Genomic DNA, 20,171 nt, shown 5'->3' with positions numbered 1-20,171 from the left:
ACAGCTAGGGCCTGTCTTCACACTCCCGTCGTCCGCCCGGAGGGCGGGCGGGGCGGCGTTGGGGTGCGTGCATCGCAAGGCGGAGGAGGACGACAATGCAGCGCATTGGCAACCGACGACAACGCGGCGAGGTGCGTGCCCCAACGTCGCCCCGCAGGCGGGAGTGTGAAGACAGGCCCTAGTCGTCCACCACCATCGACCCGCCCGGCACCCGGAGCGCCAGCTCCTTCCAGAACCCCGCCCGGATGGCGTAGCGGTCGTGTTCGTCGATCTGGTCGTCCTTGTGGGCGAGCAGCCCGAAGCGGGCCGCGTAGCGCAGCAGCTCGCCGTCGACCCGGTGCGGGATGCGCGGGTAGTCGGGCCAGAGCAGGGTGAGGCGTTCGAGGTCGCCGAGCCGGTCGCTCCAGCGGCGGGCGAAGACCTGCCCGACCTCGTGGGCGTCGCCGCCGATGGTGGTGATGTCCTCCTCGCGGTCGGCCCAGCGCTGTTCGGCGGTGGTCAGCTGGGCCAGGGTCGGCAGGCCGTCCCCGGCGGTGGTGGAGGGCTCGGGGACGGGCCGGTCGACCCAGCCCCGGTCGGAGGACCAGCGCAGCACCGGCCCGCCCGCCGGGTGTCCGTTGGCGGCGTGGCCGTTCGCGTGGCCGTTGGCCGGTACGCCCGCCACCGGGGTGATCGGGGTGACGGCCGGGATCCGCCCGGCGAGGTCCTTCGGGGTGGGCACCACCCGCAGCGCCGCGGCCGGCTGCGGCCGCCCGTTGGCGGCGGATTCCTCGGCCGTCGCGGCGGCAGGCCGGACGGCCGGGGGCGCCACGCTCGGCGGGGAGGCCGGCGGGGCGGCGAGGATCTTGGCGATCTCCTGCCGGGCGCCGCCCGTACCGGGGGCGGGGAACACGGTGGAGTGGTCGCGCAGCGAGAAGGAGCCCTCGATCCACTCGCGGTCCAGTACGCGCCGTTCGTCGGCCTCGCCGACCAGGTCCTCGGACTGGTTGAAGTCCCCGTCAGCGGCCTGCAGCGCCCACAGGTGCACGGCCACGCCGTGTTCCTTGGCGGTCATCATGCCGGGCAGCAGGTCCCCGTCGCCGGTGATCAGCACGACGTCGGCGCAGGCCCGGTTGCGGGCGAGTTCGGAGAGTTCGGCGTGCATCGCGGCGTCCACGCCCTTCTGCACCCAGCGCCCCTCGGCCCGGGTGAGGGCGCCGAGCCGTACGGTGACCCGGGGCAGCACGCGCAGCCGGCGGTGCTCGGGCATCGGGCGGCGGTCGGGGGCCGCGTCGAACCAGTAGATCCGCAGCAGCGGCAGCCCGGTCTCGGCCTCGGCGCGTTCGCGCAGGGCGCTGATCAGCGCGGTGTGGTCGACGGTGACCTTGGAGCGGGACGGGTCGCCGGCGAGCAGACTGGCGGCAGCGCCCAGCAGGTATCCGGCATCCACCAGGACGACACAGCGGTCCATCCGCGCACCTCTTTCCGCTCGCCCTCGAAGGTCGGTCTGGGTGGGCGGTCCGCCCGTCGGCCGGACGTGTGGGGTGAGGGGCCCCCTTGTCCGCCCGATCGTTGGGTCACCTTTTCCCCCTGGTTCGCGGCCCGAACCTCGGCAGATGTCCCGGTCCCGCAACAGCGGCCCCAATGAGTCGCAAAGAAACACGAAGGCGGGCCCCGTTCAACGACGGGGCCCGCCAAACGTCACGTGACGCTACGCCGGGGTGCTCGGCCGGGGTGCCCGGCCGGGGTGTCAGCCCTTGAGCTCGGCGGCCACCAGCTCGGCCAGCTGGACGGCGTTGAGCGCGGCGCCCTTGCGCAGGTTGTCGTTCGAGACGAACAGCGACAGGCCGTTCTCCACCGTCTCGTCGACCCGGATGCGGCCGACGTAGCTCGGGTCCTGCCCGGCCGCCTGCAGTGGGGTGGGGATCTCGGACAGCTCGACGCCGGGGGCGGCGGTGAGCAGTTCGACGGCCCGCTCGGGGCTGATCGGGCGCTCGAAGCGGGCGTTGATCTGCAGCGAGTGGCCGGAGAAGACCGGGACGCGCACGCAGGTGCCGGCGACCTTGAGCTCGGGGATGCCGAGGATCTTGCGGCTCTCGTGGCGGAGCTTCTGCTCCTCGTCGGTCTCGTTGGAGCCGTCCTCGACGATGGAGCCGGCCAGCGGCACCACGTTGAAGGCGATCGGCCGCCGGTAGACCTTGGGCTCGGGGAACTCGACGGCGGAGCCGTCGTGGGCGAGGGCGGCGGCGCCGTCCACGACCTTGGCGGCCTGGTCCCGCAGCTCGGCCACGCCGGCCACGCCGCTGCCGGAGACGGCCTGGTAGGTGGAGACGACCAGGGCGGCGAGCCCCGCCTCCTGGTGCAGCGGGCGCAGCACCGGCATGGCCGCCATGGTGGTGCAGTTGGGGTTGGCGATGATGCCCTTGGGGCGGTCGGCGATGGCCTCCGGGTTGACCTCGGAGACGACCAGCGGGACCTCGGGGTCGCGGCGCCAGGCGGAGGAGTTGTCGATGACGACGGCACCGGCCGCGGCGGCCTTGGGGGCCAGGGCCTTGGAGGTGGAGCCGCCGGCCGAGAAGATCACGATGTCCAGGCCGGTGTAGTCGGCCGTGGCCGCGTCCTCGACGGTGACCTCGGTGCCCTGCCAGGGCAGCGTGCGCCCGGCCGAGCGGGCCGAGGCGAACAGCCGCAGCTGTTCCACCGGGCCGATTCCACCGGGAAGTCCAGCGCGCTCGGCCAGGATCTCGCGGACCACGCCGCCGACCTGGCCGGTGGCCCCGACAATGCCGATCTTCATTCCGACTACTCCTCTGAATGGTGCTGCCTACCGTCGCACTCTGCCCATCATGCCTTGTCACGGGTGTCGCACGACCTGCTGTTCCACGGTGTGAGAGCGCTTAGTGGTCCAGACCATTGACGAGGGCCAGCGCGGCCGCGACCTCCGCCTCCCCGGCCGGCAGCAGCGGCAGCCGCACATCCGGGGTCGGGATCCGGCCCTGGGCGTGCAGCACGCCCTTGGTCACCGTCGGGTTCGGCGCGGTGAACGCGGACAGCGCCAGCGCGGTCAGCCGGTGCCCGAGCGTCCGGGCCCGCTCGACGTCCCCGGCCCGCCAGGCCTCGTACAGCTCGACGAACCGGCCGGTCGCCAGGTGCGCAGAGGCGAGGATGCCGCCGGCCGCGCCGATCGCCAGCATCGGCGACAGGAAGGCGTCCTCGCCGGTGAGGAAGGCGAACCCCTCGGGGGCGTCGGCGAGCAGTTCGGCGGCCGTCTGGTCCAGCCCGCCGGTCGCGTACTTGACGCCCACCACGCCCTCGATCGCGGCCAGTTCGCGCAGCGCAGCGGTGGAGAGCTGCTGCCCGGTGCGGTACGGGATGTGGTAGACGACCAGCGGCAGCGGGCTGCTCGCGGCCAGCGCCCGGAAGTGCGCGACCGTCCCGGCCTCGCCGGCCCGGACGAAGGCCGGGGTGGTGACCAGCGCCGCCGCCTGCGGCACCCGCGCGCCGAGTGCGGCGAGCGCCTCGCCGACGGCCCGGGTGTCGCCACCGGAGGCGCCGACCGTCAGCTGCGCCCCGCGCGCGGCGCAGGCGGACGCGGCGACGTCGACGACCGCGTCCCGCTCCTCGGCGGTCAGCGCGGCGGGCTCGCCGGTGGTGCCGAGCGCGACCAGGCCGGCCACCCCGGCGTCCAGGACCTCGAGTGCGAGCTTCTCCAGCGCGTCGAGGGCGACGGAGCCGTCGGCGGCGAAGGGGGTGATCAGGGGGACGTGGATGCCCTTGGCTTCCATGCTCGTGAGTGGCATGGCAACGATCCTGCGGCCCGCCGATAGCACAGGTCCAGTTCACATTTCCGAAGCTTCTCGTAAGCTGAGCCGATGCTCGACGTCCGACGCCTGCGCCTGCTGCGCGAACTCGCCCACCTCGGCACCATCGCGGCCGTCGCCGAGGCGCTGTCCTTCAGCCCCTCGGCGGTGTCCCAGCAGCTGTCCGTCCTGGAGAAGGAGGCCGGCGTCCCGCTGCTGGAGCGCACCGGCCGGCGGGTCACCCTCACCCCGGCCGGGCTGGGCCTGGTCCGCCACGCCGAGGCCGTGCTCGCCCTGCTGGAACAGGCCGGCGCCGAACTCGCCCACGCGAAGCGGGGGTTGGCCGGGCCGCTGCGGATCGGCACCTACCCCTCGGCGGCCCGCGCGATCATCCCGGCGGTGCTCGCCGGCCTCGCCGCCTGGCACCCGGGGCTGGAACCGATGGTCACCGAGGTGGATCCGGCCGCCGTCGGCGCGGCGCTGCGCGCGGGCGAGCTGGACGTGGCGCTGGTCCACGAGTACGACCTCGTCCCGGCCGACCCCGAACCGGGCCTCGCCGTCACCCGCCCGGTCTTCACCGAACCGATGTACCTGGCCGCCCGCACCCCGGGGGTGCTCGCCGAGCAGAGCGGCGCGCCGTGGATCCTGTCCCCGCCCGGCACGCTCTGCCACACCATGGCCGTCCGCGCCTGCGAGGCGGCGGGGTTCGCGCCCCGGGTCCGGCACCAGATCGACGACTTCACCACGGTGCTCTCGCTGGTGGCCGCGGGCCAGGGCGTGGCGCTGGTCCCCCACCTGGGCACCGCCGGGCCGCCGCCCGGCGTCGTCCTCACCCGGCTGCCGATGTACCGCCGCACCCGCGCCGCGTTCCGGGCCGGCGCGGGCTCCCACCCGGCCATCTCGGCCTTCGTCTCGGCCCTGCACACGGCGGTCCCGCCGGGGCTGGGCAGCGGGGCCTGAGCACGCGGAAGGGCCCGGGGCGGCACACCCCGGGCCCCCGTCGGGACGGCTGACCGGCGGCTAACCCGCCAGGCAGCTCGGCCCGAGCAGCTGCTTGAGGTCCCCGAACAGCGCCGGGTCCGACTTCACCCGGTGCCGGTCCAGCCGCAGCACCGTGGTCTTGGTGCGGCTCTCCAGCCGCACCCGCACCTCGGTGGTGCCCTTGTGGTGGGTCAGCACCTCGCTGAGCCGGGCGATCAGCGGCGGGGTGACCTTCCCGCTCGGGATGTTGATGACGATCGGCGCCTCGGCGTGGGCGTTCGAGAGGTCCGGGATGGACAGCTCCATGCCCATCAGCCGCGGCACGTCCTCCCGCTTGTCCAGCTTGCCGCGCACGAACACCACGGCGTCCTCGACCAGTTGGGAGGAGACCAGCTGGTAGCTCGCCGGGAAGAACATGCAGTCGATCGAGCCCGCGAGGTCCTCGACGGTCGCGATCGCCCAGGCGTTGCCCTGCTTGGTCATCTTCCGCTGGAGGCCCGAGATGATGCCGCCGATGGTGACGATGCTGCCGTCCGGCCGCTCCGCGAGGTCCGCCACCGCGCAGTCCGACTTGTCGGCGAGCACGTGCTCGATGCCGTGCAGCGGGTGGGAGGAGACGTACAGGCCGAGCATCTCCCGCTCCTGGGTGAGCAGGAAGGACTTCTCCCACTCCTCCTCGGAGAACACGACGTCCAGCCCGAAGCTCGGCTCGTCCGAGGTGGTGTCGCCGCCGAAGAGGTCGAACTGCCCCTCGGCCTCCTTGCGCTTCACCCCGACGACGTTGTCGATCATCGGCTCGAACTGCGCGCTCAGGCCCTTGCGGGTGTGCCCGAGCGAGTCGAACGCCCCGGCCTTGATCAGCGATTCGACGGTCCGCTTGTTGCAGACCACCGACTCCACCTTCTCCAGGAAGTCCGGGAAGGAGGCGAACTTCCCCTTCGCCTTCCGGGTGCGGATCATCGACTCGACCACCGGCCCGCCGACGTTGCGGATGGCCGTCAGACCGAACCGGACGGTCTCGCTGCCGTGCGGCGTGAAGTCCGAGTCCGACTCGTTGACGTCCGGCGGCAGCACCTGGATGCCCATCTTGCGGCACTCGTTGAGGTAGACCGCCGACTTGTCCTTGTCGTCCCTGACGGAGGTCAGCAGGCCGGACATGTACTCGGCCGGGTAGTTGGCCTTGAGGTACGCCGTCCAGTACGAGACCAGCCCGTACCCGGCGGTGTGCGCCTTGTTGAACGCGTAGCCGGAGAAGGGGACGAGGACGTCCCACACCGCCTGGATGGCCGCGTCGGAGTAGCCGCGCTCGCGGCAGCCCTTCTGGAAGGGCACGAACTCCGCCTCCAGGATCTCCTTCTTCTTCTTGCCCATCGCTCGGCGCAGCAGGTCGGCCTGGCCGAGCGAGTAGCCGGCCAGGATCTGCGCGGCCTTCTGCACCTGCTCCTGGTAGACGATCAGGCCGTAGGTGGGCCGAAGCACCTCCTCCAGGGGCTTCTCCAGCTCCGGGTGGATCGGGGTGATCTCCTGCTGCCCGTTCTTGCGCAGCGCGTAGTTGGTGTGCGAGTTGACGCCCATCGGGCCCGGTCGGTACAGCGCCAGGACGGCGGAGATGTCCTCGAAGTTGTCGGGCTTCATCAGGCGCAGCAGCGAGCGCATCGGCCCGCCGTCGAGCTGGAAGACGCCGAGCGTGTCGCCGCGGGCGAGGAGTTCGTAGGTGGGCTTGTCGTCGAGCGGCAGCTCGAGCAGGTTGATCTTGACGCCCTTGTTCTTCTCGATCGCCTTGACGGCGTCGTCCATGATCGTCAGGTTGCGCAGGCCGAGGAAGTCCATCTTGAGGAGGCCGAGGCCCTCACAAGTGGGGTAGTCGAACTGCGTGATGGTGACGCCGTCGGTGTGCCGGGTCCAGACCGGGATGTGGTCGGTCAGCGGCTCGGCGGACATGATGACGCCGGCCGCGTGCACACCGGGCTGACGGATCAGGCCCTCGATGCCGCGCGCGGTGTCGATCACCTTCCGCACGTCCGGGTCGTTCTCGTACAGCGCGCGGATCTCGCCCGCCTCGCTGTAGCGGGGGTGACTGCTGTCCGTGATGCCGGACAGCGGGATGCCCTTGCCCATGACGTCCGGCGGCATCGCCTTGGTGATCCGGTCGCCCATCGCGTACGGGTAGCCGAGGACGCGCGAGGAGTCCTTGATGGCGGCCTTCGCCTTGATGGTGCCGTAGGTGACGATCATGGCGACCTTGTCGGATCCCCACTTCTCCGTCACGTAGCGGATCACGTCACCGCGCCGGCGCTCGTCGAAGTCGATGTCGACATCGGGCATCGAGATGCGCTCGGGGTTGAGGAAGCGCTCGAAGATCAGGCCGTGCGGGATGGGGTCGAGGTCGGTGATGCCCATCGCGTAGGCGACCAGCGAACCGGCCGCCGACCCGCGGCCCGGGCCCACCGCGATGCCCTGGCTCTTCGCCCACATGATGAAGTCGGCGACCACGAGGAAGTACGCCGGGAACCCCATCTGGATGATGGTGTCCATCTCGTACTCGGCGAGCTTCTTGTGCTCCTCGTCGTACCCGCCCGGGAAGCGCCAGTCCATGCCCTCCCAGACCTTGGACTTGAAGAAGTCCGCCTCGGACTCGAAGCCCTCCGGGATCGGGAACCGGGGCATCAGGTTCCTGAACTTGAACATGCCCTCGGTGTCGACCCGGGAGGCGACCAGCAGCTGGCTGTTGCGGCAGCCCTCCTGCCAGGCGTCCGAGGAGTCCAGCGCGTACATCTCGGCGGCGGACTTGATGTAGTAGCCGGTGCCGTCGAAGCGGAAGCGGTCCGGGTCCGAGAGGTTCTTGCCGGTCTGCACGCAGAGCAGCAGGTCGTGGGCGCCGGCGTCGGCCTCGGTGGTGTAGTGCGAGTCGTTGGTGACCACCGGGGGGATGTTCAGCTTCCGGCTGATCTCCAGCAGCCCGTCGCGGACCCGCTTCTCGATGTCCAGGCCGTGGTCCATCAGCTCCAGGAAGTAGTTCTCCCTGCCGAAGATCTCCTGGTAGTCGGCGGCGGACTTCAGCGCCTCGTCGAACTGCCCGAGCCGCAGCCGGGTCTGCACCTCGCCGGACGGGCAGCCGGTGGTCGCCATCAGACCGCCGGACAGCTCCGAGATCAGCTCCTTGTCCATCCGGGGCCACTTCACCAGCCAGCCCTCGGAGTACGAGCGCGAGGTCAGCTTGAAGAGGTTGTGCAGGCCCTCCTTGTTCCGGGCCCAGATGGTCTTGTGGGTGTACGCGCCGGACGCCGAGACGTCGTCCCGCTTCTGGTGCGGCTGGCCCCACAGGATGCGCTTGGTGTTCGAACGGGACTCGGGAGCGACGTACGCCTCAATGCCGATCACCGGGGTGATCCCGGCGTCGGTCGCCTGCCGGTGGAACTCGGCGGCGCCGTACATGTTCCCGTGGTCGGTCATCGCGACATGGGTCTGGCCCAGCCGCTCGACCTCCTTGAACATCTGCTTCAGCCGGGCGGCACCGTCCAGCATCGAGTACTCGGTGTGGACGTGCAGATGCGCGAACGGCTGGTCGCTCAAGGCGGGGCCTCCGGAGGCTCTGGTGCTGATCTGGTGGGCCGGCGAACGCTCGGGTCACAGGGGAGAAGCCCTGGAAATGAATGTGGCCCGGAACACCTCTCGGGGTCCGGACCATCACTCACGCGTTCACGCGTCCACTCTAGCCCTCTTCGAACAGCTCCCCCACGCTGTCGGAAGGCTCCCTAGGTCAGCCCGGCGAGTCGCTCCTCGGCGGCGTTCTTGACCCTCGACTCCTCGATCGGATCGTCCAGCAGGTACGCCAGCCGGGCCCGCACCTGGGCCGTGTCGGGGGCGTGCCGGGCCCCCAGCAGGCGGGCGTCCGCCTCGCAGTCCCAGAGCGACTCGGTGAAGGCCTGCTCCACGCCCGCCGACCCCAGCGCCGCCAGGGCCTCCAGGTACCCGGCCCGCTCGTACGAGTGCGGGGTGTACAGCCAGAACCGGCGCAGCAGCGACACCGCGCCGGCCGCCCCGGGGCCGAACCGGGCCAGCCCGCGGGCCGTCCGCACCGGGCCGCACCAGGTGCGGTCCACCCAGGCCCGCTCCAGCTCGGCGACCAGCGCCGGGACATCGGGCTCCTCGCCCCGCTCCGGCCCCACCAAGGCCTCGGGCTGCTCGACCTCCCGCGTCGGCTCGGACCCGTCCTCTTCGGACGACCGCTCCCGCACGACCTCCTCCAGGTCGCCCCACCACTCCCACGGCCAGGCCTCGGCCACCCACTCCAGGACGTTCAGCCAGTGCTCGCCCTCCCGGATGTACGCCCGCAGCGCCTCCCGGGCCTCGACCGAGCCGCCGAGCGCCAGCAGCTCCAACACCCGGGCCGCCCGCTCGCAGGCCTCCTCGCCCCCGGCCAGCAGCTCGACCACCGGCCCGAGCGGCAGCTCCAGGTCCCGGACCAGCCGGGCCAGGTACAGGTGCCGATCGTCGACGGTCGCATCCCAGCGCCACTCGTACCGGATGCACCCGTACACCAGCTCGGCCGCCGACGCGGGATCCTCCGCCGCCATCAGCGCCCCCAGCCCCCGGCCGCGCTGCAACAGCCCCGGAAGCGTCCCCGCCGGTGCGTACTCGTATCGCCGCTCTGCCATGACCCCCATCGTGCCGCACGGCGCAAGCACTCCGCTCTTGACCTCAAGTCGGCTTGAGGGACGAGGGTGATCCACATGACCGATGACACCGTCACCCTCCGGTGGAACCCCGCTGTACGTGATGTCCCGTACCGAGGACGGCCGCTGGCCGCTGCACGCCTGCCAGAACACCGGCGTGCAGGCGTCCCAGGCCGATCGCCGTGACACGCCCCGCGCGGGAAGTCGACCCCCGTCCGACTTCCCGCGCCGCCCGCCGGGCGCCCGCCTGCGCTCAACTCCCCTGGTAGTAGGCCTCGATCGGCACCCGCGCCGCCTCGAACAGCGCCGGCCCGTCCTCCGCCAGCACCGGCCACGCCCCCGCCTCCGGGTTGAGCTCGACCAGTTGCTCGGTCGCGAGCGCGTACACGACCCGCCCGATCCCCGACCGGACCAGCGCCCCCGCGCACATCCCGCAGGGCTGGCAGCTGGTGTACATGGTCGTGCGGGCGGCGGTCTCGCCGTCCAGCTCCCGGGCCGCCCAGCGGGCGAGCTTCAGCTCCGGGTGGGCCGTGATGTCGTCGTCGCGCCGGACGGTGTTGTGCGCCTCGGCCAGCACCGCGCCGTCCGGCCCGGCCAGCAGCGAGCCGTACGGCGCGTCGCCGAGCTCCACCGCCCGCGCCGCGATCCCGATCGCGCGTCGCAGCAGCGCCTCGTCCGCAGTCGTGATCACGACGTCCTCCTCCACTCCTCGGCCACGACCGTCAGTGCCCGCCACGCGGTCTCGGGGTGGCGGGTCTCCTCCGGGTCGGCCTGGTACGGGTCCAGCACCACGGCCTCGGCGCCGAGTCCGCGCAGTGCCCGCAGGTCACCGATGACCTGTTCCAGGGTGCCGACCCCAGCGGGCCGTTCCGGGTCGTCCAGCGGCCGGTCGGTCAGCCGCAGCGCGATCCGCGGGGCGAACCCCGGCAGGGCGTGGCTTTCCAGCACGGACCGCATCCGCCCGAGCGTCAGCCGCAGCGGGTGCCACGCGTCGCCGAACTCGGCGGCCCGCCGGAGCGCCGCCGCGCTGTGCCCGCCGACCCAGACCGGGGCGGCGGCGCCCTCCCCCTGCTGTCCCCAGGCCTCGCGGACCACGCCCAGGTACTCGTCGGTCAGCCGTCCCCGCGCGCCGAACGGCACTCCGAGCGCCTCGAACTCCTGCCGCGCCCAGCCGGCCCCGACGCCGAGCACGAACCGCCCGCCGCTGAGCCGGTGCAGGCTGCTCGCCATGCGCGCCACCAGCAGCGGGTTCCGGTACGGCAGCACCAGCACGGTGGTGCCCAGCCGCAGCCGCCCGTCGGTGACCCCGGCCAGCCAGGAGAGGGTCGCGAAGGGGTCGTAGAAGGGTTCGGGGTAGCGCTCGGAGACGTCCGCCGTCAGGGCGACGTGGTCCGAGACCATCAGCAGGTCGAACCCGAGGCCCTCCGCCACCCGTGCCCAGTCGCGCAGCATGCCGGGGTCGGTCCCGGGCCCGAAGTTCGGTACGTTGACGCCAAGTTGCATGCCACGAGGCTATTCCCGGGCGGATCCCGTACGGAACCCGATGCTCCCGGCAGAACCCCCACCCGGCCACGAATCCCCCGGTAATATCGCCGGATGGCCGCGAATCTCGACGACACCGACTGGGCGATCATCGACCAGCTCCAGCAGGAGGCCCGGATCTCGCTCAGCGAGCTGGGCCGCCGGGTCAACCTCAGCCCGTCCGCCACCACCGAGCGGGTGCGGAACCTGGAGTCGCTGGGCGTCATCACCGGGTACCACGCCACCGTCGACCTGGCCAAGGTCGGCTACCCGGTGCTCGCCGTGGTCCGGCTGAAGTACCCGGGCAACCGCCACCAGCCGCTGCACCTGCTGCTCGCCCAGCGCCGCGAGATCCTGGAGTGCCTGCGCACCACCGGCGACGACTGCTACACCCTCAAGGTGGCCGCGACCTCCATGGAGCACCTGGAGACCCTGGTGGACTCGCTCGCCGGCTTCGGCAGCACCACCACCAGCGTCGTCTACAGCCAGACCCTCCCCCGCCGCGGCCCGGCCCGCCCGTAGGCCCACCCGGAACCCGGACCGCTCGCGCTCCCCCCGATCACACTCCCCGATCGCCGCCGGCATGCGCCGGGATGCGTCCGTCGATCGTCCACCCGTCGAAGCAGAGTGCGCCGTCGCCGTCGAGCTCTGTCGACGACCCACCGTGCGGGCACGAAGTTCGGTCGTTCCCGGAGGCCCTCCGTCCGACGCATCGTGCCCGCACGGCCCTGGGCCGGCCGGTCAGGCCTCCAGGTCGGCGAGGAAGTCCAGCGCCGCCGCCCAGGCCCGCTCGGCGGCGTCCGCGTCGTAGTCGTCCAGGTCCGGGTCGGTGAACAGGTGCCCGGCGCCCTGGTAGCGGTGCACCTCGACCTCCGCGCCCGCCCGCCGCATCCGCAGGTACCAGGCGTTCAGCCAGTCCTCCGGCTCGAACGGGTCCGGGTCCGCCATGTGCAGCTGCACCGGGATCGCGGTTGCCGCGTCCTCACGCAGGTCGGAGGTGCCGTGCAGGAGCAGCAGCCCGCGGGCCTTCTCGTCGGCCAGCGCCAGGTTCTGTGCGATGGCGCCGCCGAGCGAGAACCCGGCGTACACCAGCCCGCCCTCGGAGAGCGGGGCGGAGGCGGCCACCGCGCGGCGCAGCAGCTCGTCCCCGCCGCCGGTCTCCTCCTGGTAGGCCTGCGAGGCCTCGTTGTCGTCGAAGGTGCGCCCCTCGAAGAGGTCCGGGGTGTGCACGGTGTGCCCGGCGGCGCGCAGCCGGTCGGCGGCGGCCTGGACGGCCGGGCGCGGGCCGTAGGCGGAGTGGAAGAGGACGATCTGGGCCACGGTTCGGGGTCCTTCGGCAAACGAGATCAGGGATACCCACCCATGATCCCGCACCCGCCGCCAAAGCCCCCGCCATAGCCCCCGCCACCCCCCGGCCGCCGAACCCCGCCCTCGGCCCCGACCCCGGCCGCCGGCCCCGGCCCCGGCCCCGGCCCCGGTCAGGCCTGCGGTGTCCAGGCCGCCACCAGCGCGAGGAGCCCGGGGAAGCGCGCGTCGAGGTCCTCGACCCGTACCTGGCTGCGCCGCTCCAGCCCGTACTGGCGCTGGCGCGTGATCCCCGCCTCGCGCAGCGCCTTGAAGTGGTGGGTGAGCGAGGACTTGGGCCGGTCGAGGCCGAACCAGCCGCAGGTGTGGTCGAAGTCCTCGGATTCCAGCAGGAGTTTGCGGACGATCGTCAGCCGCAGCGGGTCGCTGAGCGCGCCCAGCACGGTTTCCAGGCGCAGTTCGTCGATGCCCGGTTCGGGCAGCGGTTCGGGCAGGTCGGACGGCGCGGGAAGGATCTTGACGGCGGGCGCACCGGTCGTGGTCGCGGGCATGGGCGGCTCCTCAACTCCTCGTGGCGTCACATGACTTCAGCGCCTCGCGGCGATGCGACGCGACTTCGATTCTCAGTACGACTCCGATCGTACTGCATGCTAAGTTCGACTCGACTCGTACTGTCGCGGAGTCCGCGGCACACCTCGGGAGGGAACAGTCATGCCCGTCACCCGGACCACCCCCGTCCAGACCGCCACCCCCGGGCCGGCGGCCCGGGCCGCCGCCACCCCCCTGTGGTGGATCTGGCTGGCCGCCTGGCCCGTCACCGCGGTCTTCGTGCTGTCCAACGCCGCCACCCCGCTGTATGTGCTGTGGCAGCACGACATCGGCTTCTCCAAGGGCACCCTGACCGTGGTGTTCGCCTGCTACATCGTCGGCCTGATCGGCTCACTGCTGGTCTCCGGCGTGCTCTCGGACCGGGTCGGCCGCAAACCGGTCCTACTGCCCGCCCTGGCACTCGGCCTCGCCGCCTGCCTGATCTTCGGGACGGCCACCAGCGTCGCCGCACTGATCGTGGCGCGGCTGTTCACCGGCATCGCGGTCGGCGCCGTCGTCTCGGCCGGCATGGCCGCGGTCACCGATGTCGCCGGGCCCGAGCGCAAGCGGACCGCCGCCCTACTGGCGTCCTGCGCGATGGTCTTCGGCGCCGGACTCGGCCCACTGCTCGCCGGGGCACTCTCCGAACTGGCGCCCGCGCCGACCGGCACCGTCTTCGCGGTCGAGGCCGTGGTCCTGGCCAGCGCGGTGCTGGTGGTGCTGCGGATGCCGGTGCACCGCCCCGAGGCGCGCGCCGCCGGCTCCTGGGTCCGGGTGCCCGCCGTGCCGCGCGGCAGCGGCCGCCAACTCGTCCTCGGCATCGCGGTGTTCGCGCCCGGCATCACCGCGACCTCGTTCGTGCTCTCGCTCGGCCCCTCGCTGCTGTCCGGCCTGCTCGGCACCACCGACCGGATCGTGGCCGGCGCGATGGCCTTCGTGATGTTCCTCGCCGCGACCGGGGTGCAGTTCGCCGTCCAGCGGCTGCGCCGCCGCACCATCCTGACGGCGGGCGCGGCGGCCACCGCGCTGAGCATGGCCACCCTGATCGCCGCCGTGCACACCGAGGCGGTGGCGGTGCTCGTCCTCGCCGCCCTGCTGGCGGGCGCCGGCCAGGGCATGGGCCAGCTCGGCGGACTGTCGCTGCTCAACGCCGGCATCCCGCCGCAGCGCCTCGCCGAGGCCAACGCCGCGCTCAACGTGGGCGGTTACCTCCCGGCCGGCCTGCTCCCCGTCTCGGCCGGCTACCTCAGCGACGCGGTGGGCCTGACCGACGGCGCGACGATCTTCGGCGCCGTCCTGCTGGCCCTGGCCGTCCTCGGCGGCCTGGTGGCCCTCAGCGCCAGGCGCGAGGTGACGGACCCGGCCTGACGGGCCGCCGGCAGGCCGGGGGGCGGTGCACTTCGGTGCACCGCCCCCCGGTCGCGTCGCGCCCCACCGCCGCGCCCGACGACCGCGCCCGACCGCCGCGCGCCGCCCCACGCCCTCTCGCGCCGCTCCGCGCCGTTCACATGTTCGTAAGATTCCTTCCTTTAGGAATGTTTCTGGGCCTCGATCCGACGAGCGAGGACAAGCGCACTCCCTCCGAGAACGAAAGCCTTGCAACAACATTCCATCCCGATGGTATGTATGAGCTGACGTCAACCACGGAGGGCAGGAACATGGCAAAGCAGGAACGGGCGCGCCGCACCCGGGAGAAGGTCCTGACGGCCGCGGCCGAGATCTTCGCCGCCCAGGGCTACGAGAGCACCACCCTGAACACGGTGGCCGACCGCATCGGCATGACCAAGGGCGCGCTCTACGGTCACTTCCCCTCGAAGGGATCCCTGGCCCGCGCCCTGATCGACGAGTCCCGGACGGTCTGGACCAGCCTGCGCGCCGAGTACGACACCCCGGGCGCCGACGCCGCCGAGGTACTCCGGGGCGTCGTGGTGGGCTTCGCCGACCGGCTGCGCTCGGACGTCCGGCTGCGGGCCGCCCTCCGGCTGGCGGCGGACTGTCCCAACCTGACCCAGGCCCCCGCCGACGTCCTCGCCGAGATGCACGTCGCCCTGACCGACCTGGTCCGCCGGGCCCAGCGCGACAGCGGCTTCCCCGACCACTGCCCGCCGCTGGTCGCCGAACTACTGCTGATCGTGATCCGGGGACTGCTGAACACCCGCACCGAGTGCGACGACAGCACCCGCGCCCCCGGCGGGGAGCCCCTGTGGCGGCTCCTCTTCACGGCCCTGTCCGGCAGCACGACCCCGTCCACCGGCACGACCCCGTCCGCGGGCACGACGTTGTCCGGTAGTGCCGCCCACCCCGGCAGCCCCGCCCCGGCCGGGTGCACCGCCCCGAGCCCCGCCCACCCCTGAGCCCCCGCCCCCGATGCCCCGCTCCCGCTTCCACCCCGCTACGACACCACGTCCTTGCGCGCGAACCCGCGGAAGGCCAGGGCCAGCAGCACCACCGCGTACGACAGCGACAACGAGACCCCCTGCAGCATGCCGCCCCACTCCAGCTGCGGTTGCAGGGCGTCCGCCCAGGCGTACTGCCAGTGCGCCGGCAGCCATTCCCGCAGGCCCCCCAGCGCGGTGACGGCGTCCAGCACCCCGGTGATGATCGACAGGAACACCGCCCCGCCGACCGCCCCCAGCGGCGCGTCCGTCGCCGTCGACAGCCAGAACGCCAGCGCGGCGATCACCATTTCACTCAGGAACACGAACGCCACCGCGATCGCGATCCGGGGCAGCGCCTCCCCGGCCGGCAGGCTGGCCCCGGCGGGCAGCTTGAGGTCCCCCCACCCGTACGCCAGGGTCCCCACGACCAGCCCGATCGCGGGCAGCATCACGACCGCGACCGCCGAGAACGCCAGCCCGACCACGAACTTGCGGGCCAGCAGCCGCGCCCGTGGCACCGGCGCGGCCAGCAGGTAGCGCAGCGAGGACCAGCTGGCCTCCGAGGCCACGGTGTCCCCGCAGAACAGCGCGACGGGGATCACCAGCATGAAGCCGGTGCCCACGAACAGCATGGTGACGGCGAAGTTGGCGCCCGAGGCGGTGGCCAGGTCGATGAAGGTGGTCCGGTCGGGGCGCCCGGGGGTGCCGCCGAGCTGGAACGCCGCCAGGATGACGAACGGCATGGCGGCCAGCACCGCACCGATCACCAGCGTGCGACGCCGGCGCAGCTGCCGCATCGCCTCCACCCGCAACGGCAGGGTCCGGCGCGCCCGGTACCCCTCCGCGTGGTCCGCAGAGACGTGGTCCGCGGAGACGTGGTCCGCAGAGACGTGGCCCGCCGCGGCGCGCTCGCCCGGGCCGGGGTCCGTGGAAACGGCACTCACGCCGCACCTCCGATCAACGACAGGAACGCGTCCTCCAGGCGCCGCTGCGGTCCGGCGCTCTCCACCGGCACCCCCAGCCGCACCAGCTCCACCAGCAGTTCGCTCGCCGGCAGCCCGTCCAGCCGGACCAGCAGCCCGCCCTCGACGGCCTCCGCCGAGCCGACCCCGGCCAGCGCGCCGACCTTCTCGACGACCGACTCCGGGTCGCCGTGCGCGGCCACGCCGATCAGCAGCAGCTCGCCGGCGCCGACGATCTCGCCGACCGGCCCGGCCGTGACCAGCCGCCCGCGGTCCATCACCACCAGGTCCGTACAGCTCTGCTCGACCTCGGCCAGCAGGTGGCTGGACACGATGACGGTCCGGCCGGCGGCCGCGTACCGGATCATCACCTCGCGCATCTCGCGGATCTGCGGCGGGTCCAGTCCGTTGGTCGGCTCGTCCAGGATCAGCAGGTCCGGCATCCCGAGCATCGCCTGGGCGATGGCGAGCCGCTGCCGCATGCCCTGTGAGTACGTCCGCACCGCGCGGTCCAGCGCCTCGCCGAGCCCGGCGATCGCGAGCGCCTCGTCGAAGCGCGCGTCGGCCTCCGGCCGCCCGGTGGCCTGCCAGTACAGCCGCAGGTTGGCGCGCCCGGTGAGGTGCGGCAGGAAGCCCGCGCCCTCGACGAACGCCCCGACCCGCGAGAGCACCGGCGCCCCGGGGCGGATCAGGTGCCCGAAGACCCTGATCTCCCCGGCGTCCGGCCGGATCAGGCCCATCAGCATGCGCAGCGTGGTGGTCTTGCCCGCGCCGTTCGGCCCGAGCAGGCCGAGCACCTGGCCCCGCTCCACCCGGAAGCCCAACTCCCTTACGGCGTAACGGTCCTGGGAGCCCTTGTAGCGCTTGCTCAGCCCGCTGATGACCAGCGGCACCCCGGCCAGTGCCGGATCGAACGCGGGCCCCGCCGAGCCGCCCACCGCCGCACCACGTCGCAGCCGCCGCCGTACCAACGGCAGCAGCACCAGCCCGGCGGCCACCACCACGGCGCCCACCGGCAGCATCCAGGTCCGCGCGGGCAGCGGCGCCGCCTCCGTGACCAGCTCTGCGACGGTCGGCGCGGTGAGCGCCCCGGCCACCGCCACCCGGTAGGTGGCCGGGTCGGCCGGCGAGGCGTACGCCAGGTCGGTGGTGGCCAGCACCAGCCGCAGCCGGTGCCCGGCCGGGAAGTCGTGGTCCACGGCGGGCAGCCGTACGGTCACCGTCCGCCCCGCGTCGGCGCCCGTGACCCGCAGCGGAGCGGCGAGCTGCTGCGGCAGCACGGCCTTGCCGTCCGGCCCGACGTCGTACAGCTTCGCGAACAGCACCGCGTCCGGCCGGTCCGCCGTCACCCGCACCGGTACGGTCGGCTGTCCGGTGAGGTGCAGCGGCTTGTCCAGCGGCGCCGATTCGAAGGCGGCGTTCTGTCCGGGGAAGTCCAGCGAGAGCCCGGCCCCGAGCGAGGCCGCCTGGCTCAGCGCGCCGATGCCGGGCAGCGTCGAGATCCCCGGCGGCGCCCCGCCGGGCGGATTGGCGACGGCCTGCTCCCCGCCGGCCAGCTCGATCGAGCGGGTGGCCGTCCCCCCGAGCCCCGGGTACCGGTCGGCGTCGGCGCCGCGCAGCACGGCCTGGAAGCCGGTCGAGTCCACGCCGCCGGTCCGGGTCACCCGGAACTGCGGCCCGGTGTCGTCGCCGCGCCCCCGCAGGCCGCGATTCTTCAGGAAGTGGTCGAACCAGGCGGTCACCCGGTCGTCCACCCGGGCGCTGGTGTCCGTCCCGCCGTCGTGCCCGCCCGCGAACCAGTCCACCGAGACGGGCGCGCCGTTGGCCGCGACCGCCCGGGCGATCTGGTCGCCCTGGTCGAGCGGGAACAGCGAGTCCTGCTGCCCCTGCACCACCAGGGTGGGCGCCTTGAGCTGCGCCGCCACCGAGGACGGGCTCGACCGGTCCAGCAGCGCGACGGCCTCCGGGTCGGCGTGCCCGGCGGTCGCGACCCGGTCGTACATCTGGCAGAGCGAGTCCAGGAACCGACCGCAGCCGACCTGCCCGTCGGCCGGGGCGGCATCCGGCTTGGTCCCGTTGCGCGGCGCACCGCCCGAGGGCCCGAGACCGCCCGCCGAACCAGGGGCGGCCGAGCCGGTGGTGAAGAAGATCCCGGCCCACAGCTTCTTGAACACGCCGTCCGCCGCGCCCGAGCCCTCCACTCCCTGCGGGAACAGCGCGTCGGCCAGGTTCCACCAGGTGATCTGGGTGGCCACCGCGTCGATCCGGTGGTCGTACGCCGAGGCCAGCAGCGAGATCGCCCCGCCGTACGAGGCGCCGGTGATCCCGACCCGGGGGTCGCCGGGGCCGTCGAGCTGCACCTCGGGCCGCTGGGCCAGCCAGTCCACCAGGTGCTTGACGTCCTCGACCTCGCGGTCGGGCGCGTTCAGCCCGATCTTCCCGCCCGAGTGCCCGAAGCCGCGCGCCGACCAGGTCAGTACCGCGTAGCCCTGCCGGGCCAGCTGCTGGGCGCGGTCCCGCTCGCCCTCCTTGGAGCCGCCGAAGCCGTGCGCGAGCAGGACGGCCGGGCGCGGGCTGGTGCCGGTGGTGAAGAACGAGGTGTCCAGTCGGACCTGCTCGGGGCTCCCGGGCGTCTCCGGCATGCCGAGGAAACGATCCTCTTGATGGACCGCCTGCTCACCGTCGGACGCCACCGCCACTGTGCCGACCCCGGCCACCGCCACCAGGGCCACCACCCCGGCCAGCAGCCTGCGCCGCACCGACGTGCCCCGGCCGCGCCATCGACGCCATGCCCCACCGAACTCCATGGGGGCAGATCGTATCCGCCGCACGGGTAGGTGTCCGATAAAGCCATCACCCCTTTTCATCCGTTTCAGCCCGCTAAGCGCCGGTATCGTACGGCTCACCCGCCTCTCCCACCCCGAGAAGGTCTCCCGTGCCCTGGCCGCTGATCACCGTGCTCGCCACCGTCGCCGCCACCCTCGCGGTCGGCTGGATCGTCGACCAGGCCCTCCAGCGGATCAGCGCGGGCCACCCCGGGGCACCGGTCTGGGCGCTGCTCCGCCGCTGCCGGATCCCCCTCCAACTCGCCTTCGCGTCAGCCCTGTTGCTCGCCGCCGACCCACTCAGGCGGATCTTCCACATGCCCGACGACGAGGGCGCCCACCACCTGCTCCAGCTCTTCCTGCTCGCTTCTCTCGGCTGGCTCACCGTCCGTGTGGTGGGCGCCGTCCTGGAGGCGCTGCTCCGCCGCTACGAGACGATCACCGACGACCCGGCCCGGTTGCAGCGGGTGCGCACCCAGGTCGGCATGCTGCGCCGGGTGGTCGGCGCGGTGATCGTCGTGGTCACCGTCGCCGTGATGCTGCTGACCTTCTCCGCCATGCGCACCGTCGGCGCCAGCCTGCTCGCCTCGGCCGGCCTGATCGGCATCGTGGCCGCCATCGCCGCCCAGAGCATCCTGGGCAACTTCTTCGCCGGCCTGCAGATCGCCTTCGGCGACACCGTCCGGATCGGCGACACCGTGGTGGTGGACGGCCAGCAGGGCACGGTCGAGGAGATCACCCTCTCCTACCTGGTGGTCCGGCTCTGGGACTACCGCCGGCTGATCGTCCCGGTCTCCTACTTCGTCAACAAGCCTTTCGAGAACTGGACCCGCCGCGACCCCGGCCTGCTCGCCGCCGTCCTGCTCCACCTCGACCACACCACCCGGGTCGACGACCTCCGCACCACCCTGCACACCCTGCTGGAGCAGCACCCCCACTGGGACGGCGACGCATGGGCCCTCAACGTCACCGACACCACCCCCAGCACCATCGTCGTCCGCGCCACCATGACCGCCCGCACCCCCGACGACGCCGCCCGACTCCGCTTCGACATCCGCGAACAGCTCATCGCTTACCTCCGCGACGAGCGCCCCCACGCCCTTCCCCGCCTCCGCACCACCGACAGCTGACCCCCGCGCCCGCCCCCGCGCCCGCG

Annotated in this window: 16 protein-coding genes; 5 read left to right on the top strand and 11 right to left on the bottom strand. The window is 72.9% G+C overall.

Translation table 11 applies throughout. The annotated features are described in order from the left end of the window. Positions 1–178: 178 nt before the first annotated feature. From ACZ3YL_RS21695 to ACZ3YL_RS21685, 3 genes are all read right to left on the bottom strand, one after another. On the bottom strand, positions 179–1,450 hold the full coding sequence (locus tag ACZ3YL_RS21695; protein WP_188307789.1) for an NYN domain-containing protein: 1,272 nt from the start codon (positions 1,448–1,450) through the stop codon (positions 179–181). 279 nt (positions 1,451–1,729) lie between these two features. Next, positions 1,730–2,776 carry an aspartate-semialdehyde dehydrogenase gene (locus tag ACZ3YL_RS21690; RefSeq protein ID WP_188307790.1) on the bottom strand — a complete coding sequence of 349 codons (1,047 nt, stop codon included), beginning with the start codon at positions 2,774–2,776 and terminating at the stop codon, positions 1,730–1,732. A gap of 100 nt (positions 2,777–2,876) precedes the next feature. Further along, positions 2,877–3,779 (bottom strand): dihydrodipicolinate synthase family protein, encoded by a 903-nt coding sequence (locus ACZ3YL_RS21685; protein WP_465659144.1) that lies wholly within the window; start codon positions 3,777–3,779, stop codon positions 2,877–2,879. A gap of 72 nt (positions 3,780–3,851) precedes the next feature. Here ACZ3YL_RS21685 and ACZ3YL_RS21680 point away from each other — a divergent pair, with 72 nt between their 5' ends. Further along, positions 3,852–4,739, top strand: a complete 888-nt coding sequence (locus ACZ3YL_RS21680) for a LysR family transcriptional regulator (RefSeq protein ID WP_188309291.1) — start codon at positions 3,852–3,854, stop codon at positions 4,737–4,739. Positions 4,740–4,799: 60 nt separating this feature from the next. On the opposite strand, the gene dnaE is transcribed toward ACZ3YL_RS21680, so the two are convergent. From dnaE to ACZ3YL_RS21660, 4 genes are all read right to left on the bottom strand, one after another. After that, complete coding sequence (dnaE, locus tag ACZ3YL_RS21675; RefSeq protein WP_188309290.1) at positions 4,800–8,333, bottom strand: DNA polymerase III subunit alpha; 3,534 nt, start codon at positions 8,331–8,333, stop codon at positions 4,800–4,802. A 182-nt stretch (positions 8,334–8,515) separates the two neighbouring features. After that, complete coding sequence (locus ACZ3YL_RS21670) at positions 8,516–9,418, bottom strand: hypothetical protein (protein ID WP_465659141.1); 903 nt, start codon at positions 9,416–9,418, stop codon at positions 8,516–8,518. Positions 9,419–9,689: 271 nt separating this feature from the next. Further along, positions 9,690–10,127: a nucleoside deaminase gene (locus ACZ3YL_RS21665; protein ID WP_465659139.1), complete on the bottom strand. Its 438-nt coding sequence runs from the start codon at positions 10,125–10,127 to the stop codon at positions 9,690–9,692. Continuing rightward, positions 10,124–10,939: an LLM class flavin-dependent oxidoreductase gene (locus ACZ3YL_RS21660; protein WP_465659137.1), complete on the bottom strand. Its 816-nt coding sequence runs from the start codon at positions 10,937–10,939 to the stop codon at positions 10,124–10,126. The genes ACZ3YL_RS21665 and ACZ3YL_RS21660 overlap by 4 nt, the downstream gene beginning before the upstream one ends. Positions 10,940–11,032: 93 nt before the next feature. Between ACZ3YL_RS21660 and ACZ3YL_RS21655 the strand changes: the two genes are divergently transcribed. Further along, the gene (locus ACZ3YL_RS21655; RefSeq protein ID WP_188309286.1) at positions 11,033–11,479 is read left to right on the top strand and encodes an Lrp/AsnC family transcriptional regulator; all 447 of its coding nucleotides are present in this window, start codon (positions 11,033–11,035) and stop codon (positions 11,477–11,479) included. Between the two features lie 219 nt (positions 11,480–11,698). Here ACZ3YL_RS21655 and ACZ3YL_RS21650 read toward each other — a convergent pair whose 3' ends face one another. Then, positions 11,699–12,277 (bottom strand): dienelactone hydrolase family protein, encoded by a 579-nt coding sequence (locus ACZ3YL_RS21650; protein WP_188309285.1) that lies wholly within the window; start codon positions 12,275–12,277, stop codon positions 11,699–11,701. Between the two features lie 158 nt (positions 12,278–12,435). Further along, positions 12,436–12,813, bottom strand: a complete 378-nt coding sequence (locus tag ACZ3YL_RS21645) for an ArsR/SmtB family transcription factor (protein WP_188309284.1) — start codon at positions 12,811–12,813, stop codon at positions 12,436–12,438. A 160-nt stretch (positions 12,814–12,973) separates the two neighbouring features. Between ACZ3YL_RS21645 and ACZ3YL_RS21640 the strand changes: the two genes are divergently transcribed. Together ACZ3YL_RS21640 and ACZ3YL_RS21635 are read left to right on the top strand one after the other, a co-directional pair. Beyond that, complete coding sequence (locus tag ACZ3YL_RS21640; RefSeq protein WP_465659133.1) at positions 12,974–14,218, top strand: MFS transporter; 1,245 nt, start codon at positions 12,974–12,976, stop codon at positions 14,216–14,218. 290 nt (positions 14,219–14,508) lie between these two features. Next, entirely contained in the window at positions 14,509–15,204 is a 696-nt protein-coding gene (locus ACZ3YL_RS21635; RefSeq protein ID WP_188309282.1) for a TetR/AcrR family transcriptional regulator, read from the top strand. 38 nt (positions 15,205–15,242) lie between these two features. Here the strand turns inward: ACZ3YL_RS21635 and ACZ3YL_RS21630 are convergent, their stop codons facing one another. Then, entirely contained in the window at positions 15,243–16,046 is an 804-nt protein-coding gene (locus ACZ3YL_RS21630) for an ABC transporter permease (protein WP_223243436.1), read from the bottom strand. 122 nt (positions 16,047–16,168) lie between these two features. After that, complete coding sequence (locus ACZ3YL_RS21625) at positions 16,169–18,997, bottom strand: alpha/beta fold hydrolase (protein WP_465659131.1); 2,829 nt, start codon at positions 18,995–18,997, stop codon at positions 16,169–16,171. Between the two features lie 128 nt (positions 18,998–19,125). Here ACZ3YL_RS21625 and ACZ3YL_RS21620 point away from each other — a divergent pair, with 128 nt between their 5' ends. Beyond that, positions 19,126–20,145 (top strand): mechanosensitive ion channel family protein, encoded by a 1,020-nt coding sequence (locus ACZ3YL_RS21620; RefSeq protein WP_465659129.1) that lies wholly within the window; start codon positions 19,126–19,128, stop codon positions 20,143–20,145. Positions 20,146–20,171: the final 26 nt, after the last annotated feature.

It is taken from the genome of Kitasatospora sp. NPDC023176 (assembly GCF_055560495.1).
This window is presented reverse-complemented; position numbering and strand designations above follow the sequence as displayed.